Source organism: Streptomyces sp. NPDC039430, from assembly GCF_055639435.1.
This window is the reverse complement of sequence record NZ_JBVKAK010000013.1, coordinates 81,603-100,960: the sequence shown is the minus strand read 5'-3', so window position 1 is coordinate 100,960 and position 19,358 is coordinate 81,603. Positions and strand designations below refer to the sequence as shown.

Genomic DNA, 19,358 nt, shown 5'->3' with positions numbered 1-19,358 from the left:
CGCGCCGCCGTACACAGCGCGGCTCTCCGGAGCGCACAGAAGGCAGAGCAGAGCACCCATGGCCCTCACCGCCCTTCCCTCACACACCCCTGGCATGTCGAGCGGCGACCCGTCGCGTGCCGCACCCTCGCGTGCCGCACCGTCCGAAGTCGTACGGAGCGGTGCCCCACCGCGTGGCGAGCTGCCCGACGTGCACCGCGCGCTCCTCTGCGTCGCGCTGCCGCGTCTCGCCGTCTCGGCCGAGCACGGACAACTCACCGGCCAGGGGCTGGAGGGCTTCTACCAGTCGGGCCGCCGTCTCCTCGCCCGCTGCCTGCTGCGGATCGCCGGACGGGAACCCCTCCCGTTGCAGGGGCGGATGGTCGCCGCCGACCGGGCGCGGTTCAGCGCGGTGGTCCGTACGCCTGCGGACGCCGGACCCGATCCGGAGATCAGTGTCGAACGGATCCGGGACGCCGACGGCACCGAACGCATCACGCTGCACAACGCGGCCCGCGGAGTCCGCCGGTTCCCGGTGGAGATCACTCTGGGGACGGATCTGGCGCAGCTGGCCGCGATCGCGGTCGGCCGCGCGGGGCCCGAACTCCCGGCGAGCGTCCACGCCGCGGGTCTGCGCTGGGCCGCGGCCGACGGCGGACACGCCATCGTCTCCGCCGACCCGGCCCCGCGCGACGCGATGGCCACGGCCGGACTGCTCCGCTGGGACCTGGAGCTGGCCCCTGGGGCCTCTCGCACCATCGAGCTGCGGATCCGTACGGACCGGCCCGCGCGGCCGACCGGCCGGACCGCGAGCAATCCCCTGCCGGAGGCGAGCGCCGAGGGCGACGACCCCAGGGTGCGGCCCCTGTTCGCCGCGAGCCTCGACGATCTCAGGGCGCTCCTGCTGCGCGGTCCGGGCGGTTCCACGGATGTCCATCCCGCCGCGGGTGTGCCCTGGCGCTGCGGGCCTCCGGCCGCGGAGACCCTCTGGGCGGTGCGGATGGCTCTCCCGCTCGGCACCCGGCTGGCCGCCGGCACGATGCGCACGCTCGCCCGCACCCAGTTCCGCGGCTCCGGAAGGGACTTCGGGCGTATTCCCGGACCGCTGCGGGACGCCGGGCCCCATCTGCCCCCGAGCTGTACGGGAGTTGAGGCCACGCTCGCCTTCCCCGCGGTCCTCGCCGAGGCCCGCCGCTGGGGTCTTCCCGAGAGCGACCTCGCCGAACTGCTCCCCACGGCGGAGCGCTGTCTGCACTGGCTGCGTACCGCCCTCGGTGCCGACGGGCTGCTCGGGGAGCCGGGCCCCGCCGGGCCACGGCGCGTCGAGACCCAGGCCCACGCGCATCGCGCCGCGCTGCTCGGGGCGGATCTGCTGGAGTCCTGCGGACGGCCGGGGGCCGACGGCTGGCGGGAGTGGGCGGGCGCGCTGCGGCTGCGGTTCCGGCGGACATTCTGGGCCGACGGGTCCACGGGCGGACGCCCCGCCGCGGCGCGGTGGCCCGACGGCCGGCTGCTTCCCCATCCCAGCGCCAGCGCGGCCCATCTGCTGGACACGGGCCTGCTCGGCGGAGGGAAGCGGGCCCCTGGGCTGCTGGACGCGCAGGAGACCGAGCGGCTGGTCGGCATGGTCAGGGGAGCGGAGCTCGACTCGGGATGGGGGCTGCGCGGCCTCGGGGGCAAGGAGCACGGACACAATCCGTTCGGCCACCGCGCGGGGGCCGTACGGGTCCATGAGACGGCCGTCGCGATCAGCGGTCTGATCGCGGCCGGGTACGAGGAGGAGGCAAGTTCACTGCTCCGGGGCGTGCTGGACGCGGCGGAGGCGTTCGGTCACCGGCTCCCCGAGATGTACGCGGGAGAGCGGCGTACCGCGGGCGGCGCTCCCGTACCGCACCCCGCCGCGTGCCGTCCGGCGGCCGTGGCGGCCGCCGCCGGAATCCATCTGCTCACCGCTCTCGCCGGTATCCGCCCGGACGCGCCCGCGCGCACCGTCGCGCTGCGTCCGGTCCGCGGCGCCCCGCTCGGGGCCCTGCAGCTCACCGGATTGCGGGTGGCGGAGGAGCCGTTCTCCGTACGGGTCAGCGGACTCGGGCTTGGCATGGTCGAGGAAGCGGCCCCCGGCCTTCAACTGGGCCTCTGAGACGGGGACGTCCGTAGTCCCGTCCACCCCGTCCGCCCGGGAGGGGACGGGACTACCTCGGCCGCGTCCCGGACCCGGCGGAGCCCCGTCTCGGACCCGGCGGCCACGCGGGCCGGGCCCGGCCCGCGAAGATCACGAGGACGGCGGGAAGACGGCGAAGAAGTGGGTAGCGCGAGTGACGGAAGGAGTGTTTATCGTCAGGCAGACGACTATGATCGCGGCATGTCGCCCTACGACCCGTCGGCCTTCCCCGCGTTCGCTGTCACCGTCGACCTGGTCGTGCTCACCGTGCGCCGCCACGCGCTCTGCGCGCTGGTGGTACGGCGCGGAGAGTCGCCGTTCCAGGGCCGGTGGGCGCTGCCCGGCGGTTTCGTCAGGGAGGACGAGGACCTCGCCGGCGCGGCGGCGCGCGAACTCACCGAGGAGACGGGCCTGTGCGCGCACGACCCGGTCTCCCCGGCGCCCGGGAACGCGGCCCATCTCGAACAGCTCGCCACCTACGGGGATCCCGGGCGTGATCCCCGTATGCGGGTGGTCAGCGTGGCTCATCTGGCGCTCTCGCCCGACCTTCCCGCGCCCCGCGCCGGAGGCGACGCCAACAGCGCCCGCTGGGCCCCGGTGGACGCGCTGCTCCACCAGGAGGGCGGTTTCGCACGCGAGGACGAACAGCCGGCCCAACTCGCCTTCGACCACGCCCGGATCCTCGCGGACGGGGTGGAACGGGCCCGTTCCAAGATCGAGTACTCCTCGCTCGCCACCGCGTTCTGCCCCTCCGAGTTCACCGTCGGTGAGCTGCGCCGGGTGTACGAGGCGGTGTGGGGCGTGGCGCTCGATCCGCGCAACTTCCACCGCAAGGTGACCGGCACGCCGGGATTCCTCGTCCCGTCGGGCGGGACCACGACCCGGCAGGGCGGCAGGCCCGCGCAGTTGTTCCGGGCCGGCGGGGCGACCGTACTCAACCCGCCGATGCTGCGCCCGGAGGTCTGACGGGGGCCACGTGCCGGACGTCTGACACCCGGAGACGCCGCCCTGCGCCACAAGTCGGACATGTCGCGTTATCTTGCTGCGGTAACCGCCCAGCCGCCGAGCGGTCTCACCTCCCCGCGAGAGAAGCGATGCTCCAGGCCATCGGACTGACCAGCAACCCCCGTCGAGACCTCCCGCCCGCGGTTGACGATCTGACCTTCGAGGCGCGGTCCGGCTCCGTCACGGCGCTTCTCGGCGCCCCCGGCGCGGGCAAGACCACCGCGCTCCGGCTGATGCTCGAACTCGAACCAGGTCGCGGGGTCACCTACTTCCGCGGTCGCCCCCTCCACCGCATCGTCCATCCCGCACGTGAGATCGGGGTGCTCCTCGGGGACGTGCCGGGCCATCCCGCGCGCTCCGTCAAGGGCCAGCTCCGGATGCTCTGCGCCGCCGCCGGAGTACCCGCCTCGCGCGCCGACGAACTCCTCGACGTCGTCGGTCTCGGCGGTCTGCGCGACGAACGGCTCGGCTCGCTCTCGGTCGGCATGGACCGCAGACTCGGGCTCGCCTCCGCGCTGTTGGGGGATCCGCACACCCTGCTGCTCGACGCGCCGTCGGCCGATCTGTCACCCCGCGAGAACAGCTGGCTGTTCGGACTGCTGCGCGCGCACGCCGACCACGGCGGCACCGTTCTCTACACCACACAGGACGCCAAGGAGGCCGCGCGCACCGCCGACCGTGTCGTCACCCTCGACGAGGGACGTCTCGTCGCCGACCAGGACGTGGTCTCCTTCGCCCGTACCCGGCTGCGCCCCCGCGTCGCCGTCAGGACGCCGCACGCCGCCCGCCTCGCCGACGCGCTCAGCCGCGAAGCACGCGCGGACCGGCGTTCCGTCGAGGTGGTCTCCGAGCCCGGTGTGGGCAGTCTGCTCACCGTCTACGGCAGCAGTTGCCCGGAGATCGGTGAGACCGCCTTCCGTAACGGCGTCCTCGTCCATCAGCTCTCCGACGAGTTCGGCGACACAGGTCCCGCGCCGGTTTCCGTGCCCGTGCCGTCCCCGGCGCCCTCCTACGACTCCGCCTGCGACTCCGCCTTCGAGCCCGCTTTCGAGTCCGACCGCGGCTACGGCTACGAGGGCGGGCCCGACCACGGCCATGGGGACGGCGGCGCCCCCCGGCGGCGCGACCGCGGTCCGCTCCCTGCGCCGCTGCCGTCGGGGCCGGTGCGCAGTCCGCTCCGGCCGCTGCGCTACGAACTCCGCCGTATGTTCGGGATCCGCACCACCGCGCTGATCGCCATCGCCGTCCTCGTCGCCTCCATGGTCCTCGCCGTGCCGCTCGCCCGTACCGGCAGGACCCCGCTCGCCGGCCTGCTCGCCGCCTGGCCCGCGTTCCTTCCCCTGCCGCCCGCGGCGCTCGGCGCGGGGCTGCTCGGCGCGTACTCGTTCGGTGACGAGTACCGCTATCCCGCGCTCGCCGGCGCACGCGGTACCGTCCCGCGCCGCCTCGGGCTGCTCCTCGCCAAGCTCGCCGTGACAGCGGCGGCGGCGCTGGCGCTCGCGTTCGTGACCGTGGCCGCCGACGCCGGGGCCCTGCGCCTGGTCTACGGCGCCGACGCCGTGCCCGTCCCGGGCAACTGGTTCGCGCTGAGCGCCGGTTGGGCCGGACTGACCGTCGGCTGCGCCTGGGCGGGCCTGCTGGGGGCCGGGGTCTTCCGGCTCACGGCCGCGGGGATGACCGCGGTCGTCGCGGTACCGACCCTCGTCGTACCCCTGGTTCAGCGGGCGCTCGCCGGTCCGTCCGCGCGTTCGGCCGTCGGACTCCCGGGCCGGTTGCGCGAGCTGGCCTGGCTGGACTGGCCGCGTCAGGCCGACCACTGGCTGATGGCCACGTTCAGACTCGTCGCCCAACCGGTCGCCGCCGCCCTGACGTTGTCGCTCTCGGCCCTGCTCTGCGCATATCTGCTCACCGGCCTTCGCCGCAGGGCCCGTTGGTGACCATGGAACGACCGGACCGTTCCCCGGTGTTCGCAACTCCCCTGACAGTGCCCGCTTCTTTCCGATAAGGCGTCAATCGAAGGGCGAGCGCCGATCACCCTTTCGTGTGCTTTTCACCAAAGACCTCAAGGGTCGTGGAAGCAACGCCGACAAAGGATGCGTGAGTACCCTTGCGCACACCATGATGACCGCCGCCCGTTCCGTCGAGTCCGGCCTCGCCGAGCCGGGTGAACTCGACCGCTACCCCTTCGCGGAGGCGCCCGGCGCCGACCGCGTCGCCGCCCCCGTCTGGGAGGGCGCAGACACCGACTTGGGCCGGGTGGGACGACGTACGACGAGCAGCCGTGGCCGCGGGCTGCACGGCCAACTCGTCCAGCAGCTCGGCCAGATGATCGTCTCCGGTGACCTGGGCGCCGACCGGCCGCTCGTACCCGAGGAGATCGGCCAGCGCTTCGAGGTCTCCCGCACGGTGGTGCGGGAGTCGCTGCGCGTGCTGGAGGCCAAGGGCCTGGTGAGCGCCCGGCCCAATGTCGGTACCCGTGTCCGTCCGGTGAGCGACTGGAACCTGCTCGACCCCGACATCATCGAATGGCGCGCTTTCGGGCCGCAGCGCGACGATCAGCGCCGCGAGCTGAGTGAGCTGCGCTGGACGATCGAGCCCCTCGCCGCGCGGCTGGCGGCCGGCCACGGCCGGGCCGATGTCCAGCAGCGGCTCTCCGACATGGTGGGGATCATGAGCCACGCCCTCGCGCAGGGTGATTCGATCACCTTTTCGCGTGCGGACGCCGAATATCACTCCCTGCTGATCCAGCTCGCCGGCAACCGCATGCTGGAGCATCTCTCGGGCATCGTCTCGGCGGCCCTCCAGGTCTCCGGCGGCCCGGTCACCGGATGCGACCGGCCCACCGAGGCGTCGCTCGCGCACCACGCGCGGATCGCGGACGCCCTCGCCACCGGTGACGCGCACGCCGCCGAATCGGCCATGCGCCAACTGCTCACCGTCCAGCCTGAGGTGGAGCGCGTCGTTCCGGCCCCGCGCGAGCACTGAGCGCCGCCGAAGGCCGGGCATAGGGGATGTACGCATCGTGTGTCGCCGGACCCAGGGGGGTCCGGCGACGCGATTGTGGGGCCTTAAATCCCCCTTCTGGTCATTTGTCGCAAATGGAGTGTGACTCGGGCCACGTGGAATGGGCGTAACACTCCTGGAGACAGCGCGATGACCTAAGAGGTGACAGCCGAGGAGGGAATACGTCCGCCGCGCATGGCGCTGTATTCACCTCTGAGGCCCAAGCCCGCGCCGTCGGCACATCCCCAGCCGACGGTCGTCGGCTCCGGCCCGATCCTGGGCGGGGCCGGAAGCCGTTTCCATCGTTCCGAGAGGTTGTTCGTGTCGGCCAGCACATCCCGTACGCTCCCGCCGGAGATCGCCGAGTCCGAGTCTGTGATGGCGCTCATCGAGCGGGGAAAGGCTGATGGGCAGATCGCCGGCGATGACGTGCGTCGGGCCTTCGAGGCCGACCAGATTCCGCCAACCCAGTGGAAGAATGTTCTGCGCAGCCTCAACCAGATCCTCGAGGAAGAGGGTGTGACGCTGATGGTCAGTGCCGCGGAGTCGCCGAAGCGCACCCGCAAGAGCGTCGCAGCGAAGAGCCCGGTCAAGCGCACCGCCACCAAGACCGTCGCGGCCAAGACGACCACGACGAAGACCGTCGCGGCCGCCACCGCGGCTCCGACGGCAGAGATCGTGGAAGCCGCGGCCGATGAGGCCGGAGCCCCTGCCAAGAAGGCGGCCGCGAAGAAGACCGTGGCCAAGAAGGCCACGGTCAAGAAGACCGCCGCGAAGAAGACGACGGCCAAGAAGGCCGTCGGCAAGAAGGACTCCGACGAGGCCGCCGACGGCGAAGAGCCCACCGATGAGGTGCAGGGCGGCAAGGGCGAGGAGGAGGAGACCGAGGGCGAGAACAAGGGCTTCGTACTCTCCGACGACGACGAGGACGACGCGCCGGCCCAGCAGGTCGCAGTCGCCGGTGCCACCGCCGACCCGGTCAAGGACTATCTGAAGCAGATCGGCAAGGTCCCGCTCCTCAACGCGGAGCAGGAGGTCGAACTCGCCAAGCGCATCGAGGCCGGTCTCTTCGCCGAGGACAAGCTGGCCAACTCCGACAAGCTCGCGCCGAAGCTCAAGCGCGAGCTGGAGATCATCGCCGAGGACGGCCGCCGGGCCAAGAACCACCTGCTGGAGGCCAACCTCCGACTGGTGGTCTCGCTGGCCAAGCGCTACACCGGCCGCGGCATGCTCTTCCTGGACCTCATCCAGGAGGGCAACCTCGGTCTGATCCGCGCGGTCGAGAAGTTCGACTACACCAAGGGCTACAAGTTCTCCACGTACGCCACCTGGTGGATCCGTCAGGCGATCACCCGCGCCATGGCCGACCAGGCCCGCACCATCCGTATCCCGGTGCACATGGTCGAGGTCATCAACAAGCTCGCGCGTGTGCAGCGCCAGATGCTCCAGGACCTGGGCCGCGAGCCCACCCCGGAGGAGCTGGCCAAGGAACTCGACATGACCCCCGAGAAGGTCATCGAGGTCCAGAAGTACGGCCGTGAGCCGATCTCGCTGCACACCCCCCTGGGCGAGGACGGCGACAGCGAGTTCGGAGACCTCATCGAGGACTCCGAGGCGGTCGTCCCGGCCGACGCCGTGAGCTTCACGCTCCTCCAGGAGCAGCTGCACTCGGTGCTCGACACGCTCTCCGAGCGTGAGGCGGGCGTGGTCTCCATGCGCTTCGGTCTCACGGATGGCCAGCCCAAGACGCTGGACGAGATCGGCAAGGTCTACGGCGTGACGCGTGAGCGCATCCGCCAGATCGAGTCCAAGACGATGTCGAAGCTGCGCCACCCGTCACGTTCGCAGGTTCTGCGCGACTACCTGGACTAGGCCCCGCTGCCTGGAGCGGGCGCGGGCGCTCCCGAGGGGGCGCGCGAAGCACGAGTGAAGGCCCGGATGCCACCGAGGATCCGGGCCTTCGCGTTGTGCGCGGGGGTGCGAGACTCGACCGGTGGGATGACTCTGGGTAGATCGGAGTCCACCGGAGAGTCAGGAGACTGTATGCGTCGTTCCGTAGCCCGAGTGCTGACCGGAGGACTGGCCGTGATCACCACGGGGGCGGTACTGCCACTCGTCGCGCCTGTCTCCGCCGCCGCCGATCGGGTGATCATCGGTGGTCAGGCGGTGCGGATCGCCGACAGTCCATGGGTCGTGGCCCTGTCCAGCCGTGACCGCTTCGGGGGTACGCGTGCGGGCCAGTTCTGCGGAGGCGTGGTGGTGGCGCCGACGAAAGTGCTGACCGCCGCCCACTGCGTGGGCCGGGACGTCCTCGGGGCGGCCCCGAAGGACGTACCGGACCTCCGGGTCATCGCGGGCCGTGAGCAGCTGCGGGGGTCCGGCGGGCGTGAGATCGCCATTCGGTCCGTCCAGGTGGATCCGGCGTACGAGCCGCGCACGAACACGGCGGATCTCGCCGTACTGACGCTCGCGCGCGCCCTGCCCGAGGAGTACGCGATCCGGCCGGCGGAGCCGGGTGATCCCGCCTCGGCGCCGGGCACCGACGCGGCGGTCTACGGCTGGGGTGACACCTCGGGTGACGCCGACTACGCGCAGGTGCTGCGCTCCGCGCCTGTGAAGGTCCTGCCGGACTCCAGCTGCGAGCGGGCGTACCCGGGAGGCTCAGGGGACCGTTACGAGGCCTCCACGATGCTCTGTGCGGGCGATCCCCGGGGCGGGCATGACGCGTGCCAGGGCGACAGTGGCGGGCCGCTGGTGGCCCAGGGACGGCTTATCGGGCTCGTCTCCTGGGGGAGCGGCTGCGGGCGCGCGGACAGTCCGGGTGTCTACACCAGGGTCACCACGGGTGCGCGACCCGTCGCCGACGCGGTCGGGGCACGGGCCCCACGGTGACGGGCGGCGGCCCGCGCCGGTCGTCGTGGGTCTCCCCTGACCGGAACGGGCACGGCTGATCAGAACGGGCATGACAGCCGGAAAGGCCATGACGGGCCCGGACGGCCACGACGACGAGAACGGGCGGTCACCCTGCGGTACAGGGGTGGCCGCCCGTCGGCCGGCTCGGGGCCGACCCTTGGCTCGTCGTGGATGCGAGGTGTCAGTGTTCCTCTTCACCGCCGCCGGCCGGTACGGCCGTCAGTCGGTCGGTCTCATCCTGTATTTCCGCGGCGATCTTCTTGAGTTCCGGCTCGAACTTGCGCCCATGGTGGGCGCAGAAGAGCAGTTCACCACCGCTGGACAGGAGGACGCGCAGATAGGCCTGGGCGCCGCACCGGTCGCAGCGATCAGCCGCGGTCAGCGGGCTCGCGGGGGTCAGAACAGTAGTCACGTCGCCTCTTCTCTAGCTCGACGAGCTGTCGTACCAGGGTCAACATCCAACCAGGCCGGAAACGTTCCCGCTCCCGGCTTTTCCTCGAATATTTCTTCCGTTGTGGCTGACTGCTGACGATTGGCGGCGAATGGGCCGTATTGCTCGCGGGGCTTCGCACTACGGGTTTCGCGTTGCTTGACGTTGCTTGTCAGGGGGATCGCCCTCGCCGGCCGGCTTGCCGGTTGTTGATGAGGACGTGCCCGGAGCCTAAATGGTTCATGCCTGGAAGGGAACGTGATGTGTGCTTCACTCCATCGAAGGATCGAACACCTATGCGACCTTGGACTAGCATGAGAATTCGCGAGGGTGGCGTGACAACGGCTCTACCAGGCCTCTGTACCCTCTGACCGGTGACAGACGCCGGGCCTTTACCCCACGGGGGCCCATCTCAAATTCAGCGAGGAGCGAACCGCGTGACCGCCGATACGTCCGTGCCGTCCACTGCGCTGCTGACCGCAGACCGTGACGGCTCCAACTACACCGCGCGGCACCTGCTCGTCCTTGAAGGGCTCGAAGCGGTCCGCAAACGCCCCGGAATGTATATCGGCTCGACCGACAGCCGCGGCCTGATGCACTGCCTCTGGGAGATCATCGACAACTCCGTCGACGAGGCCTTGGGCGGCTACTGCGACCACATCGACGTGATCCTCCACGAGGACGGCTCGGTGGAGGTCAAGGACAACGGCCGGGGCATCCCCGTCGACGTCGAGCCCAAGACCGGCCTCTCCGGCATCGAGGTCGTGATGACCAAGCTGCACGCCGGCGGAAAGTTCGGCGGCGGCTCGTACGCCGCGTCGGGCGGTCTGCACGGCGTGGGCGCCTCCGTCGTCAACGCCCTCTCCGCCCGGCTGGACGTCGAGGTGGACCGCAGCAGCGTCACGCACTCGATCAGCTTCCGGCGCGGTGTCCCGGGGATGTTCACCGAGCAGGGCCCCGACAGCCCCTTCGATCCGGCGAACGGGCTGCGCAAGGCCAAGCGGGTGCCCAAGAAGACCCGTAACGGGACGCGCGTGCGCTTCTGGCCCGACCGGCAGATCTTCCTCAAGGACGCCAAGCTCTCCCTGGACACGCTCCACCAGCGTGCGCGGCAGACCGCCTTCCTGGTGCCGGGACTGACGATCGTCGTCAGGGACGAGCGGGGCCTCGGCGAGAGCGGGGGCGACGGCCCGGTCGAGGAGACGTTCCGGTTCGACGGCGGCATCAGCGAGTTCTGTGAATATCTCGCACAGGACAAGGCCGTCTGCGATGTGCTGCGGCTGACCGGCCAGGGCACCTTCAAGGAGACCGTGCCGGTCCTGGACGACCGCGGGCACATGACCCCCACCGAGGTCACCCGCGAGCTGGGCGTCGATGTCGCCCTGCGCTGGGGCACCGGGTACGACACCACCGTCAAGTCGTTCGTGAACATCATCGCCACCCCCAAGGGCGGCACCCATGTGAGCGGATTCGAGCGTTCCCTGACCAAGACCGTCAATGAGGCGCTGCGCTCGGCCAAGATGCTGCGCGTCGCGGAGGACGACGTCGTCAAGGACGACGCCCTGGAGGGCCTCACGGCCGTGGTCACGGTCCGGCTCGCCGAGCCGCAGTTCGAGGGCCAGACCAAGGAGGTCCTCGGTACGTCCGCGGCCAACCGGATCGTCGCCAACGTCATCGCCAAGGAGCTCAAGGAGTTCCTGACCTCGACCAAGCGCGATGCCAAGGCGCAGGCGCGCGCCGTGCTGGAGAAGGCCGTCGCCGCCGCCCGTACGCGGATCGCGGCCCGCCAGCACAAGGAGGCGCAGCGCAGGAAGACGGCGCTGGAGTCCTCGTCGCTGCCGGCCAAGCTCGCCGACTGCCGCAGTGACGACGTGGAGCGCAGCGAGCTGTTCATCGTGGAGGGTGACTCCGCGCTCGGTACGGCCAAGCTCGCGAGGAACAGCGAGTTCCAGGCGTTGCTGCCGATCCGGGGCAAGATCCTCAACGTCCAGAAGTCATCCGTCTCGGACATGCTCAAGAACGCCGAGTGCGGGGCGATCATCCAGGTCATAGGGGCCGGCTCGGGCCGGACCTTCGACATCGACGCCGCCCGCTACGGCAAGATCGTGCTGCTGGTCGACGCGGATGTCGACGGCGCCCATATCCGCTGCCTGCTGCTCACGCTCTTCCAGCGCTACATGCGGCCGATGGTGGAGGCGGGCCGGGTCTTCGCCGCCGTGCCGCCGCTGCACCGGATCGAGCTGGTCCAGCCCAAGAAGGGCCAGGACAAGTACGTCTACACGTACTCGGACAACGAGCTGCGGCAGACGCTGCTGGAGTTCCAGCGCAAGAACGTGCGCTTCAAGGACTCCATCCAGCGCTACAAGGGCCTCGGCGAGATGGACGCCGACCAGCTGGCGGAGACCACGATGGACCCCCGCCACCGCACCCTGCGGCGGATCAACATCGGGGACCTGGAGTCGTCCGAGCAGATCTTCGATCTGCTGATGGGCAATGAGGTCGCTCCCCGCAAGGAGTTCATCACCAGCTCGGCGGCGACGCTGGACCGCTCGCGCATCGACGCCTGAGGCGCGCCCCCGGGACCCGTGGAAGTCCCGTGGACGTACGGTCTCCACCCGTGGGTGGAGACCGTACGTCCACCTGTGGTCAACCCCCGCGCCGATGCTCTGACCAGGTGTTTCTCCGTAGCGTCGAAGTCGTTGAACTTCTTCGTCCCCGGAGGCCCCGATGTCCTCGCTCGTCAATGTGCTGGTGGCCGTCGCGGTGGTCGCCCTGATCGCCGCCCGTCAGCTCAAGCCCCAGCGGATCACCGCCGACGGGCACCGCTGGCTGGTGCTGCCCGTCATCCTGGTCGTGATCGCGCTGCGCGAGCCCGGCCTCCTCGACGCACGGGATCTGCCGCTGTCGGCGCTGCTGCTCGGCGCCGAACTGGTCGTGGGGGCTCTGATGGGCGTCGGCTGGGCCCGCACCAGCCATGTCTGGACCGAGCGGGACGGCTCGGTGTGGTCGAAGGGCACGAAGGCCACCGTCGGGGTCTGGATCGCCGGTATCGCCCTGCGGCTGGGACTCATGGGCGTCGGCGCGCTGATCGGCGTCCGTCAGGGCACCGGCGCGATCCTGCTCGCGCTCGCCGCCTCGGTGCTGGTCCGCAGGGGGCTGCTGGTGCGGCGGGCCCGCGCGGGCCGGGCGTCGTACGGTGACGGCGTAGCCGCCGCACCGTGGAAGGACCGTGTGTGACCCCCGAGGCCTGGACGGACTGGCCCTCCCGGGAGGCTCTCTCCCGGGAGCGCCGCACCGATGCCCGGCGATGGCTGAGTCGCGGGGTGCGCGTGCTGGCCCTCGGCGCCCTGATGTGGTCCACCTTCAGCGAGCGCCGGGTGGACGGCTGGGCCGCGGTCGCGGCCGTCGCCGCGGTGCTGCTCACCGGGTTCCTCGTCTGGTGCTTCTTCCGTACCACGCTGCGCAACGATCTCTGGCCGTCGGTCGGGCTGCTCGTCCTGCTGATGGGCGGGACGGTCGCCGCGCGGCATGGCGGGTTCGAGGTCGCGGCGACGGTGCTGTGGAGCGTCTGCGCGATCGTCGCCATGGAACGGCTGCCGCTCGTCGCCGCGCTGCCCACCGCCCTCGCCGCCCTCGGCGGCCTCGTGGCGTACAACCAGGAGCACTGGATCACCACCACGATCACCACCGCCGGGCTGCTCCTCGCCGGATACGTCCTGCGGCTCGACGCGGAGGCGCGCGGCAACGCCCAGCGGCTGCTGGCCCAGGAACGCGCCGCCCGCGCCGCCGAGGCGGAGTCGGCCGCCCTCGCGGAACGGGCCAGGATCGCCCGGGACATCCATGACGTCCTGGCGCACAGCCTCTCCGCGCAGCTCGTCCATCTGGAGGCCGCGCGGCTGCGGATCGAGAGCGAGCCGCACAGCCCGTTCCGCGACCAGATCCTGGAACGGGTCGTCGCCGCGCGCTCCATGGCGCGCGAAGGGCTCGCCGAGACCCGCCAGGCACTCTCCGCGCTGCGCGGTGAGATGGCACCACTCGGCGACTATCTGCGCGAACTGGCCGCCATGGACGGCGCCGAGGTCGAGATCGGCGGTGCTCCGCGGCCACTGCCCGCGGAGGCGTCCCAGACGGTGCGCAGGGTGGTGCAGGAGGCGCTGACCAACGTACGGAAACACGCCCCGGGCGCGCGGGTGCTGATCCGGCTCACGTACGGCGCGGACGAGGTGACACTGGAGGTACGGAACACCGGCGGGAAGGGCGCGGCCCCGGCCGGGCTGGGCGGGTCGGGCTCCGGGTACGGTCTGCTGGGGATGAAGGAGCGCGCCGAGCTGCTCGGCGGCACTCTGGAGGCCGGTCCCGGAGGCCCCGAGGACCCCGGCGAGAAGGGTTTCAGCGTGCGTTTGCGAGTGCCCGCATGACGGCGAGGGTGATCGTCGCCGACGACCAGTCCGTGGTGCGCGAGGGCATCGTGATGCTGCTGGGGCTGCTGCCGGGCATCGAGGTCGTCGGTGCGGCGGGAGACGGCGAGGAAGCCGTGGCCCTCGTGGCCGAACTCGCTCCCGATGTCGTGCTGATGGATCTGCGGATGCCGCGCTGCGACGGCGTGGAGGCCACCCGCCGTATCCGCGCGGAACACCCCGGCACGCAGGTCGTGGTGCTCACCACGTACGCCGACGACGACTCGCTGTTCGCCGCGCTGCGGGCCGGCGCGCGCGGCTATCTCACCAAGGACGCGGGCGGCGAGGAGATCGTCCGGGCCGTCGACGACGTACTGGCGGGGCAGGCCGGGCTGGCTCCCGCCGTACAGCGCCGGCTGCTGGACCGGGTCACGGCCCCGCCCGCGGCGCCCGCCCCCGCGGAGCTGCCCGACGGGCTCACCGCCCGCGAGGCGGAGGTGCTCTCGCTGGTCGCCGAGGGGCTCTCCAACAAGGAGATCGCGCAGCGGCTGCACATCGGGGCGGCCACGGTGAAGACCCACATCAACAACCTCTTCGCCAAGACCGGCGTGCGCGACCGCGCGCAGGCCGTGCGCTACGCCTATCAGCGCGGACTCATCCCGCCTCCCGGGCCGGCCATCACCTGATGGAGTGAAGCCGGGGGAGAGGGGAGTCCGGGATCTTCCCCCTCTGTCCATCCTTCTTGCACGCGGCCGAAACGGTTCGCCGACAAGGAGAGTTGACCGGTGGAGAAGCAGGAAGTGCGTCACGCCGCGGCGGTGCGGCTCGGCGACCCGTGGTACGAGGCACTGTCCCCGGAGTGGCGCGAGTGGGCCGGTACGGGCGGCTCCGCGGCGCCCGCCGTGCGGGACCCCGGGGCCCCGGGCGGCGCGGCCGGGGCCGAGGCCGCCGGGATCTACGCGGAGATCCAGCGCGGCGCGGCCTTCCGGGAAGTGCGCGGCCGGTACCGCCGGTTCGTCGTCCCCGCCTCGCTCGCCTTCCTCGGCTGGTACCTGGTGTATCTGGTGGCGGCGACGGCCGCGCCGGAGCTGATGGCGCGGCCGGTCGCGGGCGCGGTGAATGTGGCGATGGTCGCGGGCCTCGGCCAGTTCCTCTCCACCTTCCTGCTGACCTGGGCGTACGCGCGCCATGCCCGGCTGCACCGGGACCGCGCGGCGCTCGAACTGCGCTGGGCCGTGTTCGACCGGCGTACGCCCGGCGGGGAGGGAGAGGGACGGTGAGCGGCGGCCACCAGACCCTCGCGCTGGTGCTGTTCAGCGCGTTCGTCGCGGTCACGCTGGGGATCACCACCTGGGTGAGCCGCCACCGGCGCGGTTCCGCCGAGGAGTTCTACGCGGGCGGCCGGCTCTTCTCGCCCATGGAGAACGGATTCGCCATCTCCGGGGACTACATGTCCGCGGCCTCCTTCCTCGGGATCTCGGGCCTGATCGCGCTCTTCGGCTACGACGGTCTGCTCTACTCGGTCGGCTTCCTCGTCGCCTGGCTGGTCGTGCTCTTCCTGGTGGCCGAACTCGTCCGTAACGTCGGCCGGTTCACCCTCGCCGATGTGGTCGCGGCCCGGATGCGGGAGCGTCCCGTACGGATCGCCGCGGGCACCTCCTCGGTGACCGTCTCCGTGCTCTATCTGGTCGCGCAGATGGTCGGCGCGGGCAGCCTGGTCGCGCTGCTGCTCGGCGGCACGAGCGGCGCGGCACGCACCTGGACCGTGATCGGCGTGGGCGCGCTGATGGTCGTCCACGTCTCGCTCGGCGGGATGCGCGCCACCACCTGGATCCAGATCGTCAAGGCCGTCCTCCTGATGGCCGGCGCGATCGCGCTGACGGTGCTCGTCCTGGTCCGTTTCCACGGAAACGTCAACGACCTGCTCAACACCGCGGCGGCACAGAGCGGCCACGGCAAGGATTTCCTCGCGCCGGGACTGCGGTACGGCGGGGACTGGACCGCGCGAGTCGACTTCATCAGCCTCGGGCTCGCGCTCGTCCTCGGCACGGCCGGACTGCCGCACATCCTGTCGCGCTTCCACACCGTGCCGACCGCGCTCGCCGCCCGCCGTTCGGTGATCTGGTCCATCGGGCTGATCGGCGGCTTCTATCTGATGACGATCGTGCTCGGGTTCGGCGCGGCGGCGCTGGTCGGCACGGACGCGGTACGCGCCTCCAACGCGGCCGGGAACACCGCGGTCCCGCTGCTCGCCCTCGATCTCGGCGGCGGGGCGGGAACGACCGGCGGAACGGTGCTCTTCGCGGTGGTCGCGGCGGTCGCCTTCGCGACCATCCTCGCCGTCGTCGCGGGCATCACGCTCGCGTCCTCGGCCTCCGTCGCCCATGATCTCTACGCCTCGTTCAAGCGCGCGCACACGAAGGAGCGTGACGAGGTGGCCGTGGCGCGCCTTGCGGCGGCCGGAATCGGCGCGGTGGCGATCGCGCTCAGCCTGCTGGCCCAGAACCTGAACGTGGCCTTCCTGGTCGGGCTCGCCTTCGCGGTCGCGGCCTCGGCGAATCTGCCCGTACTGCTCTACTCGCTGTTCTGGCGGAACTTCACCACGCGCGGCGCGGTCTGGTCCGTGTACGGCGGGCTGATCCCGGCGGTCCTGCTGGTGGTGGTCTCGCCGGTGGTCTCGGGGAGCCCCGAATCGCTCCTCCCCGGCGCCGACTTCGCGTTCTTCCCGCTCCAGAACCCCGGTGTGGTCTCCATTCCGCTGGGCTTCCTCGCGGGCTGGCTCGGTACGGTCACCTCCACCGAGCCGCCGGACGCGGCCAGACACGCGGAGACCGAGGTCAGGTCGCTGACCGGGGCGGGAGCGGTCTGAGGGTGCGAGTGGCATGGGAGCGGGTACGAGGGCGGGCCCCGGCGCGGCGCCGGTGACACGGCCCCGCCGCCCGGGGGACACACGGCCCTGTCCCCGGGCACGGGCCGGCGACAGGGCTTCTCAGCCGCTCGTCGCCCAGGCGTACCGGTGCTCCGGCCGCCCCGTCTCCCCGTACCGCAGTGTGAGCCGTACCCGCCCGGCCCGCTCCAGCAGCTTGAGATAGCGCTGCGCGGTCTGCCGGCTCATGCCCGCGCGCTCCGCGATCTCCTGCGCCGAGAGCGGTCCGTCGGCGCCCATCAGCACCTTGCGCACCACCTCGGCGGTGGTGGGGGAGTGGCCCTTGGGGAGGGCGGGGGCGCTCGCCGCGGAGAGCGCCCCGAACATCCGGTCCACCTCCGACTGTTCCGCCTCGCCGCCGCCCTCCAGGGTGCGGCGCAGCGTCGCGTACGCCTCCAGCTTGGCCCGCAGTCCGGCGAAGTTGAAGGGTTTGACCAGGTACTGGAGGGCGCCGTGGCGCATCGCGGACTGGACGGTGGCGACATCGCGCGCCGCCGTCACCATGATCACGTCGGTCTGATGGCCGAGGCGCCGCAACTCCCGTACCACCGCGAGCCCGTTCTCGTCCGGCAGATAGTGGTCGAGCAGGATGAGATCGACGGGGTGACCGGCGATCCGGTCCAGAGCCTCGGCGGCGGTGTGGGCCTGCGCCACCACCCGGAAGCCCGCGACCTTGGCCACATAGGCCGTATTGATCTGCGCGACCCGGATGTCGTCGTCCACGACCAGTACGTCGATCATCGCGTCTCCCCTGCCGTGGCCTGCTCACGGGCCGTCCCGGGCGCCGCGCCGGGTCCCGTGGTCCCGTCCGGCTCCATGCTCCCGCCCGGTCCGTCCTCCGTCAGCGCCTCCGGCAGCACGACCGTGAACTCCGCACCGCCGTGCGCCCCCGCGCCGACCCGTGCGCTGCCGCCCTGCCGTTCGGCGAGTCTGCGCACCAGGGCCAGCCCGAGTCCGCGTTTGCCGTGGGCCGGTGGCTCCTTCGTCGACCAGCCCTCGGAGAAGACCAGTTCACGCTGGTCGGGCGGGACACCGGGGCCGCTGTCGGAGATCACGAGCACGACCGTACGGCCTTCGGCGCGCAGTTCCACCTCGATCCGCGGATCCTCGGAGCCGGCCGCCGCGTCCAGCGCGTTGTCGACGAGGTTGCCGACGACCGTGACCAGACCCTGCGGGTCGATCAGCCGGTCCGGCAGCAGCGTGCCGGGGGAGAGCCGCAGCGAGACGCCCCGCTCCGCGGCGACCGTGGCCTTGCCGACCAGCAGCGCGGCCGGCAGCGGATCATGGATGCGCTCGGTGATCTGCTCGGCGGTGGCCCGGTGCACCCCGACGACCTCGGTGACGAACTCCACCGCCTCCTCGTGCATCTCCAGCTCCAGCAGCCCCAGCAGCGTATGCATCCGGTTCGCGTGCTCGTGGTCCTGGGCGCGCAGGGCGTCGATCAGTCCCTTGGTGGCGTCCAGCTCCCGGCCGAGCCGCTCCAGCTCCGTACGGTCGCGGAAGGTCACCACGGCGCCCCCGTCGTCCGTGGGCATCCGGTTGGCGACCAGGACGCGGCTGCCCTGGACGGCCAGCAGGTCCTCGCCGACCACCCGCCCCGCCAGTACCTCGGTGGTGCGCCCGGTGCCGAGCACCTCGTCCAGCGGCCGTCCGATGGCCTCGGGGCCGAGCCCGAGCAGCCGCTGCGCCTCGTCGTTCATCAGCCGGATCCTGCCGGTCCCGTCCAGCGCCACGACGCCTTCCCGCAGGCTGTGCAGCATGGCCTCGCGCTCGGTGAGCAGCGCCGAGATATCGGAGAAGGCCAGGTCGTGGGTCTGCCGCTGGAGCCGCCTGGAGATCAGATAGGCGGCGAGCGCCCCGGCGGCCAGCGCACCGCCCGCGTACGCGAGCAGCCCGGGGATCGCGGCCAGGAACCGGTCACGGACGCTGTCGTACGCGATACCGACCGAGACGGCCCCGACGATCCGCCCGCTCTCGTCGCGCAGCGGCACCTTGCCCCGGGCGGACCGGCCCAGCGTGCCGTTGTCCAGCTCCATGATGTCGTTGCCCGCGAGGGCGTCGCTGGGATCGGTGGAGACGACCCTGCCGATCTGGTCCAGGTCGGTGTGCGACCAGCGCACCCCGCGTCTGTCCATGATCACCACGTACTCGGCGCCGGTGGACTGTCTGATGCGCTCGGCCTCGGCCTGTACGGGACCGTCGGCCGCCGGGTCCGTGGCGACGAGGTCGGCGGCCACATCGGTGGACGCCGTGGTCTCGGCGATCGCCAGCGCGCGGCGCATCGCCTGGTCGTCCAGCTCGGCGCTGAAGGGCGCGAGGAAAAGGCCCGTGGCCAGCACGGTGACGCCCGCGGCGATGGCGAGCTGCATCAGCAGCACCTGCGAGAAGACCCGGCGTGGCCAGCCGAATCGCCGTCGTCTGCCCGCGGTGCTCGGAGCGGCGTTCATATGTACGAACGGTAGAGGGCTGGGCGCCCTTTTCGAAACTTCCACAATCACGCAAATGGCTTGCGTTATTTGCGGCGCGCTTACGCTTCCCTGCTGA

15 protein-coding genes are annotated in these 19,358 nt (G+C 71.5%); 12 read left to right on the top strand and 3 right to left on the bottom strand.

Going from position 1 to position 19,358, the window contains the following annotated elements; all coding sequences use genetic code 11:
• The first annotated feature begins 94 nt into the window (after positions 1–94).
• The 6 genes from ACZ7LS_RS28055 to ACZ7LS_RS28030 all read left to right on the top strand — a co-directional run bounded on the left by ACZ7LS_RS28055 (position 95) and on the right by ACZ7LS_RS28030 (position 9,040).
• Positions 95–2,119: a glycogen debranching N-terminal domain-containing protein gene (locus tag ACZ7LS_RS28055; protein WP_385134510.1), complete on the top strand. Its 2,025-nt coding sequence runs from the start codon at positions 95–97 to the stop codon at positions 2,117–2,119.
• A gap of 222 nt (positions 2,120–2,341) precedes the next feature.
• Positions 2,342–3,106, top strand: a complete 765-nt coding sequence (locus tag ACZ7LS_RS28050; protein WP_382523470.1) for an NUDIX hydrolase — start codon at positions 2,342–2,344, stop codon at positions 3,104–3,106.
• A gap of 128 nt (positions 3,107–3,234) precedes the next feature.
• Positions 3,235–5,082: an ABC transporter ATP-binding protein gene (locus ACZ7LS_RS28045; protein WP_385134508.1), complete on the top strand. Its 1,848-nt coding sequence runs from the start codon at positions 3,235–3,237 to the stop codon at positions 5,080–5,082.
• Between the two features lie 160 nt (positions 5,083–5,242).
• The gene (locus tag ACZ7LS_RS28040; protein ID WP_382523473.1) at positions 5,243–6,130 is read left to right on the top strand and encodes a FadR/GntR family transcriptional regulator; all 888 of its coding nucleotides are present in this window, start codon (positions 5,243–5,245) and stop codon (positions 6,128–6,130) included.
• 339 nt (positions 6,131–6,469) lie between these two features.
• Positions 6,470–8,020 carry an RNA polymerase sigma factor gene (locus tag ACZ7LS_RS28035; protein ID WP_382671951.1) on the top strand — a complete coding sequence of 517 codons (1,551 nt, stop codon included), beginning with the start codon at positions 6,470–6,472 and terminating at the stop codon, positions 8,018–8,020.
• Positions 8,021–8,191: 171 nt separating this feature from the next.
• Complete coding sequence (locus ACZ7LS_RS28030) at positions 8,192–9,040, top strand: S1 family peptidase (RefSeq protein WP_382523477.1); 849 nt, start codon at positions 8,192–8,194, stop codon at positions 9,038–9,040.
• 202 nt (positions 9,041–9,242) lie between these two features.
• Here the strand turns inward: ACZ7LS_RS28030 and ACZ7LS_RS28025 are convergent, their stop codons facing one another.
• Positions 9,243–9,473, bottom strand: coding sequence for a DUF7455 domain-containing protein (locus ACZ7LS_RS28025; RefSeq protein WP_030350144.1), 231 nt, complete (start codon positions 9,471–9,473; stop codon positions 9,243–9,245).
• A 455-nt stretch (positions 9,474–9,928) separates the two neighbouring features.
• Between ACZ7LS_RS28025 and ACZ7LS_RS28020 the strand changes: the two genes are divergently transcribed.
• The 6 genes from ACZ7LS_RS28020 (at position 9,929) to ACZ7LS_RS27995 (ending at position 16,757) form a co-directional block, all read left to right on the top strand.
• Positions 9,929–12,058 carry a DNA gyrase/topoisomerase IV subunit B gene (locus tag ACZ7LS_RS28020; protein WP_382523480.1) on the top strand — a complete coding sequence of 710 codons (2,130 nt, stop codon included), beginning with the start codon at positions 9,929–9,931 and terminating at the stop codon, positions 12,056–12,058.
• Positions 12,059–12,218: 160 nt separating this feature from the next.
• Positions 12,219–12,728, top strand: coding sequence for a DUF1453 domain-containing protein (locus tag ACZ7LS_RS28015; RefSeq protein WP_385134504.1), 510 nt, complete (start codon positions 12,219–12,221; stop codon positions 12,726–12,728).
• Entirely contained in the window at positions 12,725–13,909 is a 1,185-nt protein-coding gene (locus ACZ7LS_RS28010) for a sensor histidine kinase (RefSeq protein ID WP_385134502.1), read from the top strand. Before ACZ7LS_RS28015 ends, ACZ7LS_RS28010 begins: the two co-directional genes overlap by 4 nt.
• A complete protein-coding gene (locus ACZ7LS_RS28005; protein ID WP_382523487.1) occupies positions 13,906–14,574 on the top strand; it encodes a response regulator transcription factor in 669 nt (222 codons plus the stop codon). Before ACZ7LS_RS28010 ends, ACZ7LS_RS28005 begins: the two co-directional genes overlap by 4 nt.
• Positions 14,575–14,673: 99 nt before the next feature.
• Positions 14,674–15,168 carry a DUF485 domain-containing protein gene (locus ACZ7LS_RS28000; RefSeq protein WP_385134500.1) on the top strand — a complete coding sequence of 165 codons (495 nt, stop codon included), beginning with the start codon at positions 14,674–14,676 and terminating at the stop codon, positions 15,166–15,168.
• Complete coding sequence (locus ACZ7LS_RS27995; protein ID WP_382523492.1) at positions 15,165–16,757, top strand: solute symporter family protein; 1,593 nt, start codon at positions 15,165–15,167, stop codon at positions 16,755–16,757. Before ACZ7LS_RS28000 ends, ACZ7LS_RS27995 begins: the two co-directional genes overlap by 4 nt.
• Positions 16,758–16,877: 120 nt before the next feature.
• Here ACZ7LS_RS27995 and ACZ7LS_RS27990 read toward each other — a convergent pair whose 3' ends face one another.
• The gene (locus ACZ7LS_RS27990; RefSeq protein WP_129773601.1) at positions 16,878–17,555 is read right to left on the bottom strand and encodes a DUF7342 family protein; all 678 of its coding nucleotides are present in this window, start codon (positions 17,553–17,555) and stop codon (positions 16,878–16,880) included.
• Complete coding sequence (locus ACZ7LS_RS27985) at positions 17,552–19,261, bottom strand: sensor histidine kinase (RefSeq protein ID WP_382671967.1); 1,710 nt, start codon at positions 19,259–19,261, stop codon at positions 17,552–17,554. The genes ACZ7LS_RS27990 and ACZ7LS_RS27985 overlap by 4 nt, the downstream gene beginning before the upstream one ends.
• Between the last annotated feature and the right edge of the window lie 97 nt (positions 19,262–19,358).